The organism is Streptococcus porci DSM 23759 (assembly GCF_000423765.1).
In the GTDB taxonomy this organism is placed as follows: domain Bacteria; phylum Bacillota; class Bacilli; order Lactobacillales; family Streptococcaceae; genus Streptococcus; species Streptococcus porci.
The window spans coordinates 41,707-62,658 of sequence record NZ_AUIP01000012.1 but is presented as its reverse complement, the minus strand read 5'-3'; the positions used below and the strand labels follow the sequence as shown (position 1 = coordinate 62,658).

Annotated in this window: 16 protein-coding genes and 2 pseudogenes; 13 read left to right on the top strand and 5 right to left on the bottom strand. The window is 38.5% G+C overall.

All coding sequences use genetic code 11. The features are described from left to right. The first annotated feature begins 61 nt into the window (after positions 1–61). The 3 genes and pseudogenes from G576_RS13915 (at position 62) to G576_RS14035 (ending at position 5,140) form a co-directional block, all read left to right on the top strand. Positions 62–592: pseudogene (locus G576_RS13915) on the top strand (alpha/beta hydrolase fold domain-containing protein). 310 nt (positions 593–902) lie between these two features. Continuing rightward, positions 903–3,173, top strand: coding sequence for a glycoside hydrolase family 3 C-terminal domain-containing protein (locus tag G576_RS0105570; protein ID WP_027973770.1), 2,271 nt, complete (start codon positions 903–905; stop codon positions 3,171–3,173). 35 nt (positions 3,174–3,208) lie between these two features. Then, positions 3,209–5,140, top strand: coding sequence for a glucose PTS transporter subunit IIA (locus G576_RS14035; RefSeq protein WP_281168622.1), 1,932 nt, complete (start codon positions 3,209–3,211; stop codon positions 5,138–5,140). Positions 5,141–5,165: 25 nt separating this feature from the next. On the opposite strand, the gene G576_RS14135 is transcribed toward G576_RS14035, so the two are convergent. Both G576_RS14135 and G576_RS13545 read right to left on the bottom strand, forming a co-directional pair. After that, on the bottom strand, positions 5,166–5,375 hold the full coding sequence (locus G576_RS14135) for a helix-turn-helix domain-containing protein (protein WP_425423366.1): 210 nt from the start codon (positions 5,373–5,375) through the stop codon (positions 5,166–5,168). Between the two features lie 189 nt (positions 5,376–5,564). Next, the gene (locus G576_RS13545) at positions 5,565–5,768 is read right to left on the bottom strand and encodes a hypothetical protein (RefSeq protein WP_027973768.1); all 204 of its coding nucleotides are present in this window, start codon (positions 5,766–5,768) and stop codon (positions 5,565–5,567) included. Between the two features lie 66 nt (positions 5,769–5,834). Here G576_RS13545 and G576_RS12380 point away from each other — a divergent pair. Together G576_RS12380 and G576_RS12375 are read left to right on the top strand one after the other, a co-directional pair. After that, a pseudogene (locus tag G576_RS12380) lies at positions 5,835–6,283 on the top strand (family 1 glycosylhydrolase); the annotation flags it as partial. 81 nt (positions 6,284–6,364) lie between these two features. After that, positions 6,365–7,276 (top strand): alpha/beta hydrolase, encoded by a 912-nt coding sequence (locus G576_RS12375; protein WP_169361571.1) that lies wholly within the window; start codon positions 6,365–6,367, stop codon positions 7,274–7,276. Positions 7,277–7,327: 51 nt separating this feature from the next. Here G576_RS12375 and G576_RS12370 read toward each other — a convergent pair whose 3' ends face one another. Both G576_RS12370 and G576_RS13000 read right to left on the bottom strand, forming a co-directional pair. Next, positions 7,328–7,765: a helix-turn-helix transcriptional regulator gene (locus G576_RS12370; RefSeq protein WP_245563017.1), complete on the bottom strand. Its 438-nt coding sequence runs from the start codon at positions 7,763–7,765 to the stop codon at positions 7,328–7,330. Between the two features lie 39 nt (positions 7,766–7,804). Continuing rightward, positions 7,805–9,025 carry a helix-turn-helix domain-containing protein gene (locus G576_RS13000; RefSeq protein ID WP_027973765.1) on the bottom strand — a complete coding sequence of 407 codons (1,221 nt, stop codon included), beginning with the start codon at positions 9,023–9,025 and terminating at the stop codon, positions 7,805–7,807. 115 nt (positions 9,026–9,140) lie between these two features. On the opposite strand from G576_RS13000, the gene G576_RS12365 reads away from it, so the two are divergent. From G576_RS12365 to G576_RS0105505, 5 genes are read left to right on the top strand one after another with little or no spacing between them, the layout of a single operon-like run. Continuing rightward, entirely contained in the window at positions 9,141–10,466 is a 1,326-nt protein-coding gene (locus G576_RS12365) for an MFS transporter (RefSeq protein ID WP_024398056.1), read from the top strand. 15 nt (positions 10,467–10,481) lie between these two features. Next, positions 10,482–11,324, top strand: a complete 843-nt coding sequence (locus G576_RS0105520; protein WP_037618582.1) for a sugar phosphate isomerase/epimerase family protein — start codon at positions 10,482–10,484, stop codon at positions 11,322–11,324. 10 nt (positions 11,325–11,334) lie between these two features. Beyond that, a complete protein-coding gene (locus tag G576_RS0105515) occupies positions 11,335–13,536 on the top strand; it encodes an alpha-L-rhamnosidase (RefSeq protein ID WP_156875114.1) in 2,202 nt (733 codons plus the stop codon). A gap of 12 nt (positions 13,537–13,548) precedes the next feature. Beyond that, a complete protein-coding gene (locus G576_RS0105510) occupies positions 13,549–14,814 on the top strand; it encodes a glycoside hydrolase family 1 protein (protein WP_037618579.1) in 1,266 nt (421 codons plus the stop codon). A gap of 33 nt (positions 14,815–14,847) precedes the next feature. After that, a complete protein-coding gene (locus G576_RS0105505; RefSeq protein ID WP_027973761.1) occupies positions 14,848–16,296 on the top strand; it encodes an MFS transporter in 1,449 nt (482 codons plus the stop codon). 13 nt (positions 16,297–16,309) lie between these two features. Here G576_RS0105505 and G576_RS0105500 read toward each other — a convergent pair whose 3' ends face one another. Further along, positions 16,310–17,269 carry an AraC family transcriptional regulator gene (locus G576_RS0105500; protein ID WP_027973760.1) on the bottom strand — a complete coding sequence of 320 codons (960 nt, stop codon included), beginning with the start codon at positions 17,267–17,269 and terminating at the stop codon, positions 16,310–16,312. Positions 17,270–17,379: 110 nt separating this feature from the next. On the opposite strand from G576_RS0105500, the gene rhaB reads away from it, so the two are divergent. Genes rhaB through rhaD form a run of 3 tightly spaced genes read left to right on the top strand, consistent with a single transcriptional unit; the run spans position 17,380 to position 20,870 of the window. After that, positions 17,380–18,768, top strand: coding sequence for a rhamnulokinase (gene rhaB / locus G576_RS12360; RefSeq protein WP_037618576.1), 1,389 nt, complete (start codon positions 17,380–17,382; stop codon positions 18,766–18,768). Positions 18,769–18,778: 10 nt separating this feature from the next. After that, a complete protein-coding gene (gene rhaA, locus G576_RS0105490) occupies positions 18,779–20,041 on the top strand; it encodes an L-rhamnose isomerase (protein WP_027973759.1) in 1,263 nt (420 codons plus the stop codon). Positions 20,042–20,054: 13 nt separating this feature from the next. Beyond that, positions 20,055–20,870, top strand: coding sequence for a rhamnulose-1-phosphate aldolase (gene rhaD / locus G576_RS0105485; RefSeq protein ID WP_027973758.1), 816 nt, complete (start codon positions 20,055–20,057; stop codon positions 20,868–20,870). Positions 20,871–20,952: the final 82 nt, after the last annotated feature.

Below are 20,952 nucleotides of genomic sequence, written 5' to 3'. Positions count from 1 at the left end.
AGAACAGCGAGAAAATGCCAAATACAGTGGCAAAATCGACTCCAGTCTCTAGTATGAAGAGTTGGAAATACAAGGTCAGATTATCGAGTATTATTCCAAACCTGGCAATCCAAAATGGGTCTTCTATATCCGCGGAGGTGGTTTTACGACAGGTATTGCCGGTGAGCGCCGAGCGGTTACCCAGTATATTTTAAAAGAGCTGGGTTACGACTGTATTTCTGTCAATTATCGGCTGGCCCTTTAGCACAAGTGGCCGAGACAGATAGATGATGTCTATGCAATCTTTCTAGATTTAGCCAAGTGTAGTCATAACTTGAGCCAAGCTATCATCATGGGCGAAAGTGCGGGTGGTACCCTATCCTTGGATCTAGGCCTCAAACTTCGAGATGGCAAACACATCCTGCCACGCGCCATTATTGCCCTTTCCCCACCAACCAACCATGCAGACGAGCTCCCGTCTCATCTGTCAAATAGAGCGATGGATTACATGTTGAGAGGTAATTACATTAGCTACCAACAGAAAGAAGCAGTTTATGGTTGGGCTGTGGCTAATAGCAGAGTTGCCTTGCTGGATCTTTACATCTCAACATAATTTGCAGACTATACAGGCATGCCACCAATCTTACTATCAGTGTCTTCCAGCGAGGTCCACTATGATGATTCAAAACTGCTTTATGAAAAACTGAAACAGTAAGATCATCGAATCGCTATTGATATTCAAGACAAGCAGTGCCATGCCTTTCCATTTTTACCAGAAGCGAGAAAGAGTTTGAAAAAAGCTTTGGATTTTGTAGAAAATTGTAAAATTAAATTGTAATTTATACAAAAAAATTGATTTTTACAATATTTTGCACTAAAAACACTATAAGATAGTATTGTAAACGTTATCAAAGGAGAATATCATGACAGAAAGAAATATCAAAGAACTGGTCACCCAGATGACTCTGGAAGAAAAAGCAAGTTTGTGTTCTGGTAGAGATTTTTGGAATACAAAGGCAGTTGAACGCTTAGGGATTCCGTCAGTTATGTTATCAGACGGTCCGCATGGCTTGCGCAAACAAGAGAGCGAAGGCGACCACTTGGGATTGAACGAAAGTATTCCAGCAGTCTGTTTTCCAGCAGGCTGTGCCATTGCATCCAGCTGGGATAGGGAAGTAGCCAAGCTACTAGGCCAAACCCTTGCAAATGAATGTCAGGCTGAAAATGTGTCCACTATTTTGGGACCTGCCATGAACATCAAACGGTCGCCACTATGTGGTCGAAACTTTGAATACTTGTCAGAAGATCCCCTACTTTCTTCTGATATGGCCAGTGCTTATGTCCAAGCAGTTCAGAGCAAGAATGTGGCAACCAGTCCCAAGCATTTCATGGCTAACAACCAAGAATTTCATCGGATGACTAGCGACTCCATTATGGACGATCGAACCATGCGTGAAATCTATCTAGCTTCATTTGAAAAGATGGTTAAGGAAGCAAAACCTTGGACCATGATGGGAGCTTACAACAAGCTGAACGGAACCTATCTTTGTGAAAACAAGCTAATCTTAACAGATATTCTCCGGGATGAGTGGGGCTTTGAAGGCTATGTGATGACCGACTGGGGTGCTATGAATGACCGAGTAGATGGATTGATAGCGGGCTGTGAATTGGAAATGCCAGCTATGTCAGACCGTACTGACAAGGAGATTGTAGCAGCAGTTGAGTCAGGTAAGTTGGACCAATCTATTCTTGACCAAGCCGTAGAGCGTTTCTTGACAGTTATCTTTAATTATGTGGACAATCGCGATGAGTCAGCTGTATTTGACAGGGAAGCTGACCACAAGGTTGCTCAACACTTAGCAGAAGAGTCCAGCATCCTTTTGAAAAACCAAGATGCCATTTTGCCACTGAAAAAGGAGCAAAAGGTCGCCTTTATCGGTCAATATGCCCAAGAACCACGCTACCAAGGTGGCGGGTCTTCCCACATCAATAGCTTCAAAGTCGATTCAGCATTAGAAGCTGCTAAGGACTTGTCTGTTAGCTATGCCAGAGGTTATGATGATAGATTGGATGTGGCAGTAGAAAACCTCGAAGAACAGGCGCTCGAACTAGCGCAACAATCCGATGTGGCCGTACTCTTTATCGGATTACCAGACCGCTATGAATCAGAAGGGTATGACCGCAAGCACATGCAACTACCAGCTAATCAGGTTGAATTGCTAGAGAAAATCAGTCAGGTGCAGGAAAATCTAGTTGTCGTTCTTCATAATGGCTCCGCTATTGAAATGCCGTGGATTGACAAGGTTAAAGGGCTTTTGGAAGTCTATCTCGGAGGGCAGGCGGTTGGTCAAGCTACTGTCAATTTGCTCTATGGCGAGGTCAATCCAAGTGGACGATTAGCTGAGACCTTCCCCCTTCGTCTTCAAGATACTCCAACATATTTGGATTACGGCGGAGAAAATGACAAGTCCTATTACCGAGAAGGTGTCTTTGTCGGCTACCGTTATTATAGTTCTAAGGAAATGCCAGTCCTATTTCCATTTGGTCATGGCTTGTCCTATACCCAGTTCAGCTATGGTCAGCTGGAGCTTAGCCAAAAGGAACTAACAGATGCTGATACACTTGCTGTCACTGTTCGCGTGACTAACACAGGGATTTGTTACGGAAAAGAAGTAGTGCAGGTCTATGTGGCAGCGCCAAACAGCAAGATTATCCGTCCAAGCCTAGAGTTACGGGCCTTTGACAAAATTGGACTTGAGCCAGGCGAAAGCAAGACGGTAACAGTCGAACTGGACAAGAGAGCCTTTGCTTACTGGGATATGGATAGACAGAACTGGACTGTTGAAGAAGGTGACTACACAATTATCATCGGTCGGTCAGCTGAGGAAAAAATCTTGGAAGCAAGTGTCCATGTCGCTCCAGCCCAACCTACAAGAAAGGTCTTTCACCTGAACTCAACGATTGGAGAAATATTGGCGGACAAACATGCCGGTCCAATCTTTGAACAGATGATGGGCAGTGCACTGGGAGGCAATGCTGAAGCTCAACAAGTGGCTGATAGCCAGTCAGATGCCGTCAGTGCAGAAATGATGCAAGCCATGATGGAAGGAATGCCAATCAGACAGCTTTTGAGCTTCGTACCAGGGATTGAAAAGTCTATGCTAGAAGGACTTGTTGCAGTTTTGAATCAATAAAACAGTTATAACCTACACATAGGAGGAAAAATATCGTGGGTAAAAAAGACAAACATGCCATCCGCTACGACCGTGACGGGATTCAGAAGGTGATGCGGATTCGTGATTATTTTGCGGACTCCTTGGGAATGTTCTCGCTTAACATCATCACAGGTTTGGCGGGCCAATTGACCTACTTCTATACAGATAAGGTTGGCTTAGCAGCAGGGGCTATTGCGACCATCTTTATGATCAACCGTATCATCGATGCCTTTACAGACTTGTTTATGGGTTCTATTGTGGACAATACTCCTCCAGGGAAAGAACGCTATCGGCCATGGCTTTTGAAAGCAGGAATACCAGCTGGTCTTCTATTGGTGACCATGTTCATCATTCCACCAGGTCCAGATTGGTTCCAACTGGGATATATCATGGTTATGAACCTCTTGATTACAGATATTTTCTATACAGCAATTTCACTTCCTTATGTTTCCCTTCAAATCGTGCGGACCAACAGTCAGGAAGAACGAAGCAATATGGGTACATGGCGAGCAGCAGCTGGCTATGTATCAGGTATGATTATTGTTATCGGGGTTATTCCAATTACAAATATGTTGGGTGGAGACCAATCAGCATGGATTAAACTAGCTGCCTTCTTTGGAGCTATCATCGTTCTCTCCATGCTTCTTTGCTACAAGTATGCACGTGAATCAGCAGTAGATGCACGCCAAGAAACTGCAAAAGAAGTAGTGAAACATACTCATGTTGATGAGGAAGAAAAGCTTACCTACAGGGAGGCTTTGGCAAAATTAGGTCGCAATAAATATTGGCTCTTGCTACTTGTCATCAACTTTGCTGCCCAAGTTTCATGGGGGATTTCAGGAGCCTCTAGCACTTACTATGCAAAATGGATTTATGGTAATGACAACCTAGTTGCCATCATGGGTGGTTTGGGCTTGCTGGCAACCTTGCTTGGCTTTGTACTATTGACACCTCTTGTGAAAAAATTGGGTCCAACGAAACTCTTGACAGTTATGGCTTTGATTACCACTGTGGTTACTGCTGCACGTGTTATCAATCCTGACCATTTTGTATTTAACACAGCCGTTGGCTTGATTACAACCTTTACTGGTATTCCAATTATGGCTTTGTCAGGTGTACTCATGGCCATGGTCATTGACTACAATGATTATCTCTTTGGTACGAAAATGGTTGGACGTTCGAGTGCGGCTCAAAGTTTTACAAACAAGATTGGTAATGGTCTTGGTGTATCTATCATTGGTTGGAGTTTGGCAGTTGCTGGTTACAATGCAGAGATGACAGTTGCAACTGAGGCTGTCCGTCAGGCAATCTTTACTTTTTCTATCTATGTACCATTTATTTTGAGCTTGGTCAGTTTTCTATGCTTTCGTAAGTTTGACTTGGAAGGTCGAATGGTTGAAATTTACGCAGCTATTGCGGAACGTCGTGGAAATACAGAGACAACAGATGCAACCAGTGTACAGGTTGCAAGCCCACAAGCAACTCCAGTTTCAGACGAAGTTCTACTTGCACCACTTGCTGGTAAAGTAGTGACACTAAGTGATGTCAGCGATCCAGTCTTCTCAAGTGGAGCCATGGGACAAGGAATTGCTATTAAACCAAGTGACTATGCAGTCTATGCACCAGCTGATGCTGAAGTGACTTTAGCCTTTGCGACTGGTCATGCCTTCAGTTTGAAGACAGAATCTGGTGCGGAAGTCTTCATCCACGTCGGTGTCAATACCGTTACCTTGAATGGTGAGGGCTTCGAACTCAAGGTAGAAAATGGTGCTAAAGTCAAAGCAGGTGACCTACTAGGTACCTTTGATAAAGAGAAAATTACCGCAGCAGGCTTAGACGATACAACCGTTGTTATTGTAACCAATACTGCTGACTACCATGCTGTCTTATCATTAGCGAGTGGACAAGTTGAAATTGGAGACAGACTACTCAAAGTAAGTAAATAATCTTCAAAAAATAAAAAACCTATTCTTATTTGTTGGAAGAATAGGTTTTTGCGTGCCTGCGGTATTGTAGTGGGGTTACACCGTGCTTTTTTTTGAAGACGGTCTGGAAGTAGGATTGACTGGAGAAGGCGAGGAAGTTGCTGATGTCGCTATCAGCTCTATCAGTGAAGAGAAGCGAATCTTTAGTTTCAAGGAGTCTGAGCTCGATGATATAGTCGCTCAAGTTTGTGTCCATTTCGGACTTGAAAATACGGGACAGATAAGAGCGTTTTTGATAGAGGGATTGCGCCAGGTTATTGACGGTCAACGGCTCAATGATATGAGTAGCAATGTAATTGATGACTTGCTGTACAAGTGGTCCGACGGTTTTAACTGTCTTTAGAGCAGCGACCTTTTTAGTCAATTCAAAGAGAAAGGATTGTAGCTATTCCATAATATTCTCCAGATTGGATAATTTCTCCATTTCCCAGAGGACCATATCCCTGAAATGGTAGGTAATCTGTGGTTCTAGTCTACCTTCAATAGCTGCGCGTGTAGACAGGGTTGTTGAGGCAATATGGAGGTTTTTGATTTGTCGGAGATTATCGTCAGAGACGATACCAGCATCAATATTTTCTGGGTTTTCCATGAGTTGTTAGAGTTTTTCCAGATTGCCTTCACGGACATAGGAGAGATAGCGTTGTTCAAACTCCCAGGTGGTATGAAGAATCCATATCTTAAAAGTTCAGAATGGGGTTGGCAGATTGACCCTATTGGGTTAGGATTAGTATTAAATGATTACTATGATCACTACCAGTTACCGCTTTTTATCGTTGAAAATGGGCTAGGTGCGAAAGATGTACTTGTTGATGGACCTAATGGTCCAACTGTTGAGGGTGATTACCGCATAAACATCTCAGACAATTGGCTGAGGTAATTGAGGATGGCGTGGAATTATGGGGATACACTACTTGGGGACCGATTGATCTGGTTTCAGCAAGCACGGCGGAACTCAGCAAACGGTACTGATTTATCTACGTTGACCGAAATGATGACGGAAAGGGAACGCTTGAACGATTTAAGAAAAAATCATTTTGGTGGTACAAAGAAGTGATAGCTAGTAATGGACAAAGTCTATTTTCAGAAAAAAATGGTAGAATATAATAAAAACATAATACGAGGTGAATTGTGAGAAAAATCATACTAGTTTTGGCAACTTTAATGAGTATCTTTGTATTAATATTTGTGATTGTACAACAAAAGAATGGAAATGTAGAAAATCAGATGACTAGCCGAACATCAACCAGTGAGTCATCCACAGAACAATCGACAGCACTGACATCTGAAACAACAACATCTTCCTCAACTTTTGAACTCAAAGCTACTGAAGACATCGTTTCTGAAACCTATATGGTTGAAAGAGAAGGTGTTAACTTATATGGTGTAGTAACAGCATCTCGCAACTATAAAAACGAGAAACGACCGCTTGTCATCATTTCACACGGTTTTAACAATACCTTAGAAATGTATGAAGAATACGCCGATAAACTGGCTCGTATGGGATTTATCGTTTATCGCTTTGATTTTTATGGCGGAAGTCATAACTCAAAAAGTGGCGGAACAGATATGTTATCTATGTCTGTCTTGACTGAAAAACAGGACTTGTCAGCAGTAGTTGACAAACTCTCAAAAGAATCGTTTGTCAATCCTGATGCAACAACCTTACTTGGAGCTAGTCAAGGAGGAGTTGTATCGACTCTATATGCAGCAGAAAATCCGACAGTTATAAAAAATCTTGTTTTGATTTTCCCAGCCTTTGTTCTCTTTGACGATGTCAAAGAAACTTATGCCAGTTTAGGTGTCTCGTCAACGGATCAGATTCCAGCAGTGATTACACATAAAAATGCTCAACTTGGTGCCGTTTATCTAAAAGATGCACTTGGCATTAATATTGATAGTGAAATAAAAAAAGTTGAATCCCCTGTTCTGATTATACAAGGAACCAATGATGAAGTAGTGCCCTATCGGTATGCTGTTGAGGCCAATCAATTATTTCCATCATCGAAACTTGTAACTGTAGAGGGTGGCGTACACTGGATTGACAATAACTTCAATCAAGTTGCTATTCCAGCAATTGAGCAATTTTTAAAGAAATAGACGTATTCTATTTTTTGACGGTATTCTAACAAAGCTAGCAGCCTCAAACTGCTAGCTTTTTCTTTTCTCCTTCGGTCCATGGCCGAAGGTTTCTTTGTATTTTTCGTAAAAATAGGTTTTATTACTGAAACCGACACTGAGGGCGATTTCTTGAATAGGGAGTTGGGTCGTTCTCAGTAATAATTGAGCTTTCATCAGTTTGCGTTGATTGACCAGTTGGGTGAAGGTTTGGCCAGATTCTGCTTTGATGAGGTTGCTCAGATAGTTTTTATTAAAACTCAGTCGCTGGGCCAGGTTAGTGAGACTAATTGTAGCGTATTCACAATCAATAATTTTCAATATTTGAGCGTAGGTTGATTCTTCTAAGTGTAAATCAACAGTTTTTTCAAGGGTTGGCAATAGTCGTGCTAATTGGTAGAAAAAGAGTGGCAGGTAGTGTTTCAACATCTGTTGGGAAAATTCCTGCGGTAAAAAATATTCGGTCATCATTTCCTGTAAAACTAGAATATCAGGATATAAGTAACTTTTTTATTCGAACATATTAATTGATTGGTGTATTAAATTCTCTTCATTTCGATACTCTTGTGGTGTTGAACCTGCTATTTTTTTAAATTGTTTTTGGAAGTAACTTTGACTGGAATAGCCAACTTGACTAGCTATTTCCCAAATTGAATAATTTGTCAGAAGAAGGAGTTCTTGTGCTTCAGAACAGCGTTTCTTATTAATAAAATGAGTAATAGTCACTCCGGTAACCATTTTGAATTTTTTTGATAAATAAGGAGCAGAGTAACCAGTAATTTTTGCTAAGAGATCCAGACTAATCTCTTCAGAATAATGATCTAGAATATAGTCAATACATTTTCGAACATTGATATCTTGTTTCTGACTGATTATTTGGTCACGATTCAAATGATTATTAACCCTTTCGCAGTAGTCCAATGCCATATGCCAACTGACAGAATTCAATTCATCAATAGTTTGACAGTTCTCGATTTTTTGGGCATATATCCCACCTAGGCGATATGCAGTAGCGGAGTCAAGTCCGCCTTTGATAGCTGCTCTAAGTGAGATACTATTTAAGATTAGTGTAGCATTTTTCAAGTGTCTGAATGTATTTGAGGCGAGTTTTCCTAGCTGGTAAGTATTACTTAGCAATATTTCTTTTAAGCGTTTACTATTTCCACGACTTATTACTAAGAATATTCTCTCTTCAATGTCTGAGGAATGGAAGTTATTTTGTAATTCAAATTGCTCCTCATCTATTTTTTCTACTATTTTTTCACTAATGTTAATTTGAAAATCCGTAAAACTTATTTCCTTCTTTTGCATCAATTGTTTAACATCGACAAGTTGATGATTGACTGCATTTTGAAATATGCAAAGTAAACAGAGAAACATTTCCAAAGAAATATATTCAAGGGAATATATTTTTTCATTTTCGGCAACATCAGCTTTTATATTTACTTTTTCTAGGAAAAATTGAATATCTTTTTTTGAAAGTTCGCTTATTAATGCAGGACCGATACAAAGATGACTCTCATCAGATATTGGAAGGACTCCATATATTAGAAAATCATCTGTAACATGATAATAGAAATCTGAAGTGAGATTATTTCTAAAATAGCCATTTGCAAAACCTTGGGGCATATTTACCGAAAAGATACAAGTTTGTTTTTTGAAAAGTGAACAAGGTACATTTGATAATTTGCTCTGTAGTGTTAGAAAATGTGTTAATTCGTTTTCATTCATTGAGTTACTCCAAATTTAAATGATGTTAAAATAATACAATAAATGTTAATAAAATGCAAGAAACCGGTTACGTTTATAATTATAATAATGACATAAAAAACAAGGAGGATCAACGATGAATAAAACAGTTGATAGTAATCCAAGTGACAAATTACACTTGGGAAAATTTTTAGCATGGAAGGGAAGAGATGTTTCTTCGTCCGCAGTTCAAGTTATTGTTCTTGGGTATCTTATGCTTTTTGCAACAGATACTTTACACTTGTCTCCTGCATTTGTTGGTGGGCTACTGATGATTAGTAAAATCATTAATGCCATCACTAACCTTTTCGCAGGTTTCTTAGTGGACAACACTAATACAAAACTTGGCAAGGGTCGTCCATATGAAATTGCGATTATTGGCGTTTGGATTTGTACTGTTCTACTTTTTAGTTGTCCACCTGAATGGTCAACTACAGTCAAGTCTATCTGGATTGTAATAATGTATTTCTTTATTTTTTCTGTCTTTAACTCGCTTTTAACAGCAGCTCAAACCCCATATATGATTCGTGCTTTTCCTAGTAGAAACCAGGTGATTAAGGTTTCATCTTATGGTGGTGTAATATCAATGTTAGGAGCGATGATAGTAAGTATTACATTTCCGATGATGATGGGAAAATTAGCAACATCAGGTGCTGGTTGGAATAAATTAATTCTGATTTATGCAATTCCATTGTGCATTATTGGTATCCTTAGATTTATTTTTGTTAAAGAAGATACCTCAATCTATGCTGGTGCTAGTTCAGAAAAAATCAAAATAAAAGACGTTGTGACAATGTTTAAAGCCAATAAATTCCTTTGGTTTTATGCGGGTATGATAGGTCTTTTTAATATCATCCAGGGGATGGCGGTCCAAGCTCAGTATTTTAAATATGTAGTCGGGAATATTTCTTTACAAGGTATTATGGGATTTTTAACAATCCTAATGCTACCAATTATGTTCTTCTTCCCCAAATTAATGAAAAAATTGAGTGTATCTCAGTTAATTCAATATAGTGCAATCATTTCAGGTGTTGGTTATCTAATAAACTTCTTTGCTAAAGATAGCATTCCATTATTAATTGTGGGCAGTCTCCTTTCAGGTTTAGCGGTCTTACCTCTTTCTTATCTTGGAAATGTCATTATTATGAATTTAGCAGGTTATAATGAACAAATTGGACTGCAACGTATGGAAGGTAGTACAAATGTAAGTGTTGGGTTTGTTGGTGCAGTATTTAATGGTATTGGTACAGGACTTGTTGGACTATTACTTGGTATTTCAGGTTATATTGGTTCAGCGAATGTTCAATCTGAAAGTGCTTTGTTTATGATTCGAAGTATCTATGCATTGATTCCACTAGCATGTATGTTCGGTATCTATCTCTTTTCAAAAAAACTAGCCGACTTGGAAAAGGTAGTGAAATGAAAGTAAAGGAGTATAATGAAAGCGATACAACAATTACAAATAGGTAAGGACTGCAAAACGTATCAGCAGACTTTACAAATGTTGAAAGAATTGAAAAATGCTGGTTTTGAGGGTATTGAATTAAATAGCTTTATGCTTACACCATTATCTTTCAAGATTAAAACTCTTTTAAAACTTAGTGGTATGTCAATTGGAAATTGTGATAGATTAGACTGGCATAGATTGATCGAAGAATCACATTTAAAGGTTGTAAGTATTCACGAAAGTATAGAAAGCTTAACAACAGATCGTAAAACTGTAATTAAAAGAGCAAAGAGTTTCCACACGAATAATATAGTTTTAACAGGAATTAGAAATTTTAATTATCAATCACAGGAAGAAGCAGACAAGCTCATAAGTCAATTAAATGAAATTGGTCGAGAGTTAAAATCAGAAAGTTTAAACTTACTCTATCATAATCATAATGTTGAGTTAATGAGATTAAATTCTGGAAAGAGTTTTTTTGAATATCTGATTGAGAAAACAAATTCAGATTTTCTAAATTTTGAATTAGATGTGTTTTGGTTAGTGGAAGCTGGTGCAGATGTGAGTCACTGGATAACGAGGATTGGTAGTCGTTTAAAACTTTTACACCTGACTGATCGAGGTTTTCGAACAACAAAAACTAGTCAAAATTCGATTCAGAAATCCGACTGTGTTGAATTAGGATTTGGAAATATGAATTTAGAATCGATAATTTGTCAGAGCCAGCGATATGGTGTTGAAGGAATCGTCGTAGAAACTCATAGAAATTGGGTTGAAAAAAGTGGCTTTAAATCTGCTAAGGTAAGTATTGATTATCTAAATAAATTTTATTAGAGGTAGTAAAATGGAAAATTTAAAAAGCTATTTCATTACGAGTAATAGTTCTGAGTATGTTGAAGGAGAAGTGAATCATTTTTCTCAAGTCTGTCAATTAGAAAACAGAATTTCGAAAGCAAGTTTAGTGATAACTGCTCTTGGAATTTACGAAGCCGAGATAAATGGTAGTAAGGTGGGAAATCAAATTTTTGCACCGGGATTTACCTACTATCCAAAAGATTTGTTTTATCAAGAATATGATGTTACGGACTTATTGAAGGCAGGGACAAATACACTCGATGTATATCTCGCACAAGGATGGTACAGTGGTCGTTTCACTCATGAAAATATCACTCAAATCTATGGCGATAAGACAGCGGTCTCTTGGGTGCTCTCAGTTCATTTTGAGGATGGCTCACAAGATACCATAACTTCAAGTGATGCAGTCGTGGAGAAAGTTTCACAATACCAATACGCTGGTTTTTATGATGGTGAAATTCGTGATGACCGAATTGACCCCGTTATTATTGGAGAAGCAGTAAAGTATACTGGTTCAATCCCTGAACATTTAAATCTAACACAATCTAAAGTTATCTTACAGGAGAAAATTCCAATTAAAGAGGTCATTCGTCAGCCTGATCGAACTATTATTGATTTTGGACAAAATTTTGCAGGAATTATTGAGTTAAATACTAAATATTTAAATTTTGGAGAGACCATTCATATTCGACATGGGGAAGTACTTACAGAAAATGGGCAGCTTTATACTGATAATTTACGTAAAGCAAAAGCAGAAATTATTTATACTTCTGATGGAAATGAAAAAAAATATCGGCCGAGATTTACTTATATGGGCTTCCGTTATATCGAAATTTCAGGGGTAGAATACAAGGATGGACTGGTAGAGGCTAGAGCTCTCTATAATGATATGCGTAGAACAGGGTACTTCAATACCAGTCATGAAAAACTTCAAAGAGTATACGAAAATCAACTGTGGGGTCAAAAATCCAACTACGTTGAAGTACCGACAGATTGCCCACAACGTGATGAACGGATGGGGTACACTGGCGATGGACAGGCTTTTGCACGGACTGGTGCATATAATTTTGATAGCGAAGACTTTTGGAAGAAATTTTTCAAAGACATTGCATTTTCACAGGCTGATAATAGTGAAAACTATGTCGCTCCAACAATTCCAGCAAATGGTCCTGGAGGCATTGGATTCTTAAATATGTTGGGATGGGGGAATGCAGTAACCATTATTCCTGAGGCTATGTATCAGCAATTTGGGTCAGAAGATTTACAGGTTCAATACTACGACAATATGAAAGCGTTTATTGATTGTGAGATTGCGCACCTCGGAGAAAATAATCTATGGTTAGCTCCTAACTTAGGGGACTGGTTAATGCCTGATAAAGATATGGCTTGGATGGCAACGAATAATGGACCTGTTTCAAATTCTTTTATTGTAAACGATTTAAACATTTTTTCAAAATTAGCCAAACGGTTAGGTTTTGAAGAAGATTATCTATACTATCGCAAAAAATATGAACAAGTTCAAAAAGCCTATATTTCTACTTTTGTAAGCGTAGATGGTACAGTTGTTGGAGATTACCAAGGTGCATATATTATGGCATTGCAATATGTGTTAGAACCAGGTGAGTTGCGAAACAAGGTTGCAAAAAAATTTGTAGAAAACGTTAGAGAAAACGGGATTAACACAGGATTTTTCTCAACCGAATATTTATTACCATTATTGGTTGAAAATGGAGAGCCTGAATTAGCATATGATTTATTACTTCAAGAAGATTGTCCGGGTTGGATTTATCAGGTCAATAGAGGAGCAACAACTATCTGGGAGCGGTGGGATGCTATAAAACCAGATGGTCGAATCAATGACGATAAAGTAATGCAGTCAGATGGGAATATGGTATCTTTTAATCATTATGCATTCGGAAGTGTTGGAAGATTTATTTATGAATATATTTTGGGAATTAAACCAATGTTACCAGGCTATAAAAAAGTTCAAATTAAACCAATCATGGATAGCCGGTTAGGTCAAGTTTCAGGAAGTTATAACTCCCGAAATGGTAAGATTTCTGTTGAATGGAAATTGGATGAAGATGGCACTGGGCACTTAAGTGTTGAAACTCCAGTAGAGTCTATAATCGAATTGCCAAATGGAATGTCTCAGCAAGTATCGGCAGGGAATTATAAGTATACTTTTTAGGAGGAATTAATCATGGTATTTTACTTAGGTACATCAACAGCTGCTCACCAAATTGAAGGGAATAATATCTATAGCGATTTTTGGGCACAGGAACAAATGGAAAACTCAATCTTTGCGGAACCATCACTAGATGCGGTAGACCACTATCATAGATTTAAAGAAGATATTGACTTGATGGCAGATGCAGGATTTAATGCATATCGATTCTCAATTGAATGGGCTAGAATAGAACCTGAAAGAGGAAAATATTCTAGCGAGGAAATAAACCACTACAAGGAAGTAATTGATTATTGTCACCAGAAAGGAATCGAGCCATTCGTAACCCTCCATCATTTTTCAAGTCCCAAATGGTTAATTTCTGAAGGTGGATGGGAAAATACAGAAACTGTCGATTATTTTAGAAGCTATACACAAGTAGTGATGGAAAATCTTGGTCATCGGTTGAATCATGTGTGTACCATTAATGAAGCCAATATGGGGTTACAGTTGGCAGCGATTATGGAACGTCTAATGAAACAAAGTGGGCAGTCCTTGCAAGTAGGGGTAAATCCTTTGATGGAACAAATGAAAAAACAACAGGAGGAAGCTTGTCGTGTATTTGGATTAAAAGAGGGTGAACAAGCTAATACATTTTTATCCAATCGTACTAGAAAAGGTGATCAGATTATTATTGATTGTCATCTTGCAGCGCGTGATGTAATTAAGAGCTTGTTTCCTGAAATAAAAGTTGGATTAACATTAAGCCTTCATGATTTTCAAGTTGCGGATGATAGCTTAGAAGCTTCTGAACATGTGGCTAAACGATGGAATGAAGAATTTTTACACTATTTGCCATACATTTTAAAAGACGACTTTCTTGGTATTCAAAATTATACTCGAGAAATTATAGGAAAAAATGGAGTTCAAAAAGCTCCTGAAGGGGCTAGTTTAACAGATATGGGATATGAAAATTATCCATATGCACTAGCAAATGTTGTTAAAAAAGTTGCAAAAGATTATAGCGGTAACATTATCATTACTGAAAACGGGATTGCTGCAACAGATGACACAATTCGAGTTCATTTTATTAATGAAGTTTGTAAGGACGTAGAACAATTGGTTGCAGAAGGTTATCCAGTCCAAGGATACTTCCATTGGAGTTTGCTGGATAATTTCGAATGGCAACGAGGATTTGCAATGCAGTTTGGTCTGGTAGCTGTTAATCGGGAAACTCAAGAAAGAATGCCTAAACCAAGTCTAACTCAACTAGGTAGAAAATTTTCAAATTTGAAAAAATAGGATATAATTAGAAAACATATTGGAGGAAACAAAATGATTATGCAGGATAAGATTGATAGTTCAATTTATAATCGCTCGAAGATTAGCACAATAGTACTTTCACAACTACATTCTGTTTCCTCCATGTTATTCTTTACGTTATTAACTTATATGAGCTACCTGGCAAATGTTGGCTATGGAATTACAGTAGTAGTTAGTGGATTTATTCTAACAAATACTCGAATTTTTGATGGCCTAATCGATCCATTGTTAGCTTTAATGATAGATCGCTTTAAATCTCCATTTGGTAAATTACGTATTTTTATGGCTTTAGGGTGGCTAATTAGGGCGCTTTCAATCTATTTGCTTTTTGTCCTAGGAATCGATAATCAATTAGGAATTATCTTTTTTATCTGTACTTATCTTTTGTTTATTTGTGGTTCCTCAATTTCAGATATTAGTGGAAGTATGATAGGTGCCGTTCTAACTAATGATCCAAAACAACGGGGAATATTACAGCTTGTTTCAACGCTATATAGTTACTTAACTCCATTGCTAACTATTTTATATGTAACGATAATTCTTTTGCCAATGTTTAATAATACATATTCTGAAGCTTTGCTAAGTAATCTTGCGCTAAAATTATTACCATTAACCTTATTATTTACAATTTTATCTATAATATCCTTATCAAAGATTGATACTCCAGAACGATTTCGTGGTTTGGATAGAAGTTTTCAATTGGGAAAAATAGGCTGGAATGATGTATTCGACATTCTAATTAGAGATAAGTCGTTTCAAAAGTTGCTTGCCACCTCAATATTTACAAAATTTGCCCAACAAATTTCAGGACAAACGATTGTGACGACGCTTTTATATGGGATTGTATTAGGAAACTATCAATTAGGAACCATTATAAACACCATTTCCTTGTTGCCATCACTTTTCATAGGAATGTTTATCCTTCGTTATATAGAAAGACATGGTGCAAAAAAAATAAGTTATTATTCAATGTTGGCTAATATATTTTTCCTATTTATGAGTGCTATTTCTGTATTTTATTCCAAAGCTGGTATTTCAATAGAAAATCCGATTTTTGCATGTTTCTTCTTTTTTCTACAATTACTAACGAATGCTTCAAACATGATCCTAATTATTACAAATGGGATTCTAAAAAATGATATGGTTGATTATGAGCTTTATAGAACAGGTAAGTATTTCCCAGCTGTAATTAACGGTGTATTCAATTTTTTAGACCAATTTGTTAGCTCAGCGACAACATTGGTTATTGCTGGAACTATTTCATTTGTTGGTTATCAGGATACAATACCACAACCTTCTGACAGATTTACAGTCGAAAAGAAATGGATAACATTACTAATTTGCTTCGGTATTCCTATTCTATGTAATTTAATTTCCGTATATTTTATGAGTAATTTACGTATGGATAAATTTGAAATGCAGTACATACAACAAAGAATATTTCATAAACGTAAAAGCTAGCAGCCTCAAACTGCTAGCTTTTTCTCTCCTCCTTCGGTCCATGGCCGAAGGTTTCTTTGTATTTTTCGTAAAAATAGGTTTTATTACTGAAACCGACACTGAGGGCAATTTCTTGGATAGGGAGTTGGGTTGTTCGCAGTAATAATTGAGCTTTCATCAGTTTGCGTTGATTGACCAGTTGGGTGAAGGTTTGGCCAGATTCTGCTTTGATGAGGTTGCTCAGATAGTTTTTATTAAAACTCAGTCGCTGGGCCAGGTTAGTGAGACTAATTGTAGCGTATTCACGATCAATAATTTTCAATATTTGAGCGTAGGTTGATTCTTCTAAATGTAAATCAACAGTTTTTTCAAGGGTTGGCAATAGTCGAGCCAATTGGTAGAAAAAGAGTGGCAGGTAGTGTTTCAACATCTGTTGGGAAAATTCCTGCGGCAAAAAATATTCGGTCATCATTTCGGTTAAAATTTGTCGGACAGGGCTATTTTCTTCCGTATGCAACAAAAGGAAATTGTCCCGCTTGAAGTGTTGAGAGGAATCTGACAGTAAGAATTGATAAAGTAGGCTGTTTTCACCCTGAAGTTGCTTGAGCCAGTTGATCGATACATCCTTATTTTGAAACAAAATGTTAATCAGGATATCCTCGTCCCCTAATGCCTCAATGGAATGCCGGCTTTCCACATCCATGAGCAGAATATCTCCCTCTTTCAGCTCAAATTCCTGGCCGTTAATCTGCTGGCAACAACGCCCCTTATAGACATAATTGATCTCTAAAAATTGATGGGTATGCTCTGGATAAGCAGCGTACCGGCTATGTTTACTGATAAAAATATCTTTATTTTGAAAAAAGAAATGTTGAGAGAGTTTTGGTGTCTGACTTGCGGATTGTATGTCCAAATAATCTGCTACGAATCCCTGTTTTTCCTGCAAGAGTTCATGCTCTGTTTTTCTTAATAATAACTGTTCTAACTGATTCATTTCGTTTTTTCCTAACTGTAAATTTGATACGTTTTCAATGTTCTATCGACATTGTACCATAAACAGAAATAAGGTTAAATAGAAGTATCAAAAAACAAAGGAGAAACCTCATGACCTATCATGTTGCCATTGATATTGGAGCATCTAGTGGCCGTGTGATCTTAGCAAATAAGACTGATGGATTGGAATTAAGAGAAATTTATCGTTTTAAAAATGGATTTGAGAAGTCAGACGGACATGATAGATGGGATATTGACCAGCTGGTTGATAATGTACTGATTGGGCTAGAAAAAGTGAAACAAAGTGGGGTAAACACCTGTACAATTGGTATTGATACCTGGGCGGTTGATTATTGCCTACTTGACAAAAATGGCAACCTACTAGCTCAACCAATTGCCTACCGGGATGCTAGAACTCAAGGGGCGATGGAACAAGTCTTTCAGCATATCTCAAAAGAAACCATTTATCAGAAAACAGGAATCCAATTTCTAAATTTCAATACCCTCTATCAGCTCTTTGTCGAAGACAGAAGTTTGTTGGAAAAAACAGATAAAATTCTTATGATTCCTGATTACATTGCCTACAGATTGACAGGAAAGATGACAGGAGAAGTGACTAATTGGTCAACGACCCAATTTATGAACCTTGAAACACGCACTTTTGACAAGGAGTTGTTGGAAGTGATTGGTATCGAGAATAGCAAGTTCCCTGATTTGATTGAAGCGGGTGGTTTCATCGGTCGGTTAGAAGTAGATGGATATGATCTACCAGAAGCACAAGTGATTGCGGTCGGTACACATGATACCGCATCGGCCGTTGTGGGGGTTCCAGCGACTAGCGAGAACTGGGCCTATATTAGCTCAGGCACCTGGTCTTTGATAGGTATTGAATCTAAACAGTCTATCGCCAATCAAGACAGCTATCTAGCCAATTATACAAATGAATGGGGCGCTTATCAGACATACCGATTCCTCAAAAACATTACAGGTATGTGGTGTGTCCAAGAAATTGCACGCCTGACCGATTATCGCTATTCCTTTAAGGAAATGGCAGAGCAGGCAGCCCTTGTTGAGCCATTCCAGCAAGAGATTGATCTGAATGACGATCGATTCACTAATCCTGAAAATATGATAGAAGAAATCAAAGAGGCTTGTCATGAGACAGGACAAAAAGTGCCTGAATCTATCGGAGAACTGGTTATGGCTGTCTATTCCAACTTAGCTAAGGCCTACGGACGAGAATTGAAGCAAGTTGAAGCATTAACTGGTCAGACCATTAACTGCCTTCATATCGTAGGCGGTGGCTCCAATGTCAGCTTGCTAAATCAGCTGACTGCCAACGTCATCGGAAAAGAAGTGGTTGCGGGGCCTGGAGAGGCAACTGCAATTGGCAATATCCTAGTCCAGATGATTGCGACAGGGGAGTTTGAAAATCTTCAAGAAGCTAGACAATGGTTAGCAGGAACATCTGAATTTGAAACATTTATACCACAACTGTAAGGAGAAAGAAATGAACGCTGAACAATTGAAACAAGCATATCAAGTTGCTAAAGAACGTTATGCAGCTATTGGAGTTGATACTGATGCTGCTCTAAAAAAACTTCAAGAAATCAAGATTTCAATGCATTGCTGGCAAGGAGATGATGTCAAAGGCTTCTTGTCACCAGAAGGAGACTTGACTGGTGGTATCATGTCAACAGGAAATTACCCTGGTGCAGCAAAGAACCCAGACCAGTTGCGTCAAGATTTGGAAAAAGCCTTTAGCCTCATTCCTGGCCAGCATAAACTCAACCTTCATGCCATTTATCTAGACACAAATGAAAAAGTAGACTTGAATGAAATCGAGCCAAAACATTTCGAAAAATGGGTAGCTTGGGCTAAGGAACAAGGCTTGGGACTTGATTTTAACCCAACGTTCTTTTCGCATCCGATGATGAAAGACGGTTTTACTTTGTCCCATCCAGATAAGGAAGTTCGTGACTACTGGATTGAGCATGGCAAACGTAGCCGTAAGGTTGCTGAGTACATGGGGAAAGAACTAGGTCAAGTTTGTTACAACAACTTCTGGGTGCCAGATGGTTTCAAAGATAATCCAGTTGATCGACTCAGCCCTCGCAAACGTTTGATGGAATCATTGGATGAAATTTTCGCTGACCATGTGGATGAAACCTACACACAAGATGCAGTGGAGAGCAAATTATTTGGACTTGGAGCAGAAGCCTATACCGTTGGCTCACACGAGTTTTATATGGGATATGGCTTGACTCGTGGTAAGATGATTTTGTTAGACGCAGGACACTTTCACCCAACTGAAGTTATCTCAAACAAACTGTCTTCATTAGCACTATTCGGAAAAGGAATCATGCTCCATGTTTCACGTCCTGTCCGTTGGGATTCTGACCATGTGGTCATTATGGATGATGAATTGCAAGATATTGCCAAAGAGTTGGTCCGCAATGACTTGTTGGATAAGGCAGTGATTGGTCTTGATTTCTTCGATGCTACCATCAATCGAATTGCAGCCTGGGTTATCGGTACACGCAATACCCAAAAAGCTCTCTTGAAAGCCTTGCTTGAGCCCACACAAGATTTGAAAGATATGGAAAATGCATTTGATTTCACCTCCCGTTTGGCCTACACAGAAGAGCTGAAAGATTTCCCGTATGCAGATGTATGGAATTACTTCTGCTTGCAGAATAATGTACCTGTTGGCTTGGACTGGTTAACTGAAGTCCGTCAATATGAAGAAGATGTTTTAAGTAAACGAAACTAGAAAGAGGAACATGATGACAAAATTTATTGATTCACCCTATGTAGAAACCATGCGAGAAGTGACTTACCAGTCTTATCTTAGATACTGGGATGAGCGAAATGGTGGCAATGTTTCCTGCCGGTTAACCGAGAAAGAAGTGAGCCCTTATGAAGATGTGCATGAAGTCCAATCCACGCATGAACTTGGCTTTGATGCATCAGCATTAGCAGGTCAGTATTATCTTGTTACAGGGACAGGTCGCTATTTTAGAAATGTGACTAAGCAACCCCTACTTGATTTAGGATTGGTCAAAATTTCTGAAGATGGTCACCATTACGATATTGTTTGGGGATTTGAAGATGGTGGCTTACCAACCTCAGAGTTTCCAAGTCACTTGATGAGCCACATTGAACGCCTGAAAGTTAACCCTGAACAACGTGTTGTCTTCCATTGTCACCCGACCAACTTGATTGCTTTGACCTTTACGCAAGATTTGGATGAACGTCACTTGTCTCGCTTACTATGGAAGATGCAGGCAGAATCGCTGGTTGTCTTTCCAGAAGGAATCGGAGTTATTCCTTATATGACTCCGGGCACAACTGAAATTGGAAAAGCAACAGCAGAAAAAATGTCCGATTTCTCAGCAGTCATCTGGCCACATCATGGACTCTTTGCTTCTGGTGTCTCTCTTGATGAAACCTATGGCTTGGTGGAAGTTATTGAAAAAGCAGCTATGATTTATAGCCAAGTGGGGGCACAAGGCGGTGTTATCAAACAAGAAATAACAGATTCAGAACTAAAGGAATTGGCTACTCGTTTTGGTGTAACACCAAAGGAAGAATTTTTATAGAAGTAAGATCAAAGTAAGCTAAGCTATATCATTGGAATACAAATAATAATATACCAATTTGGAATAAAAGAGAATATTCGCT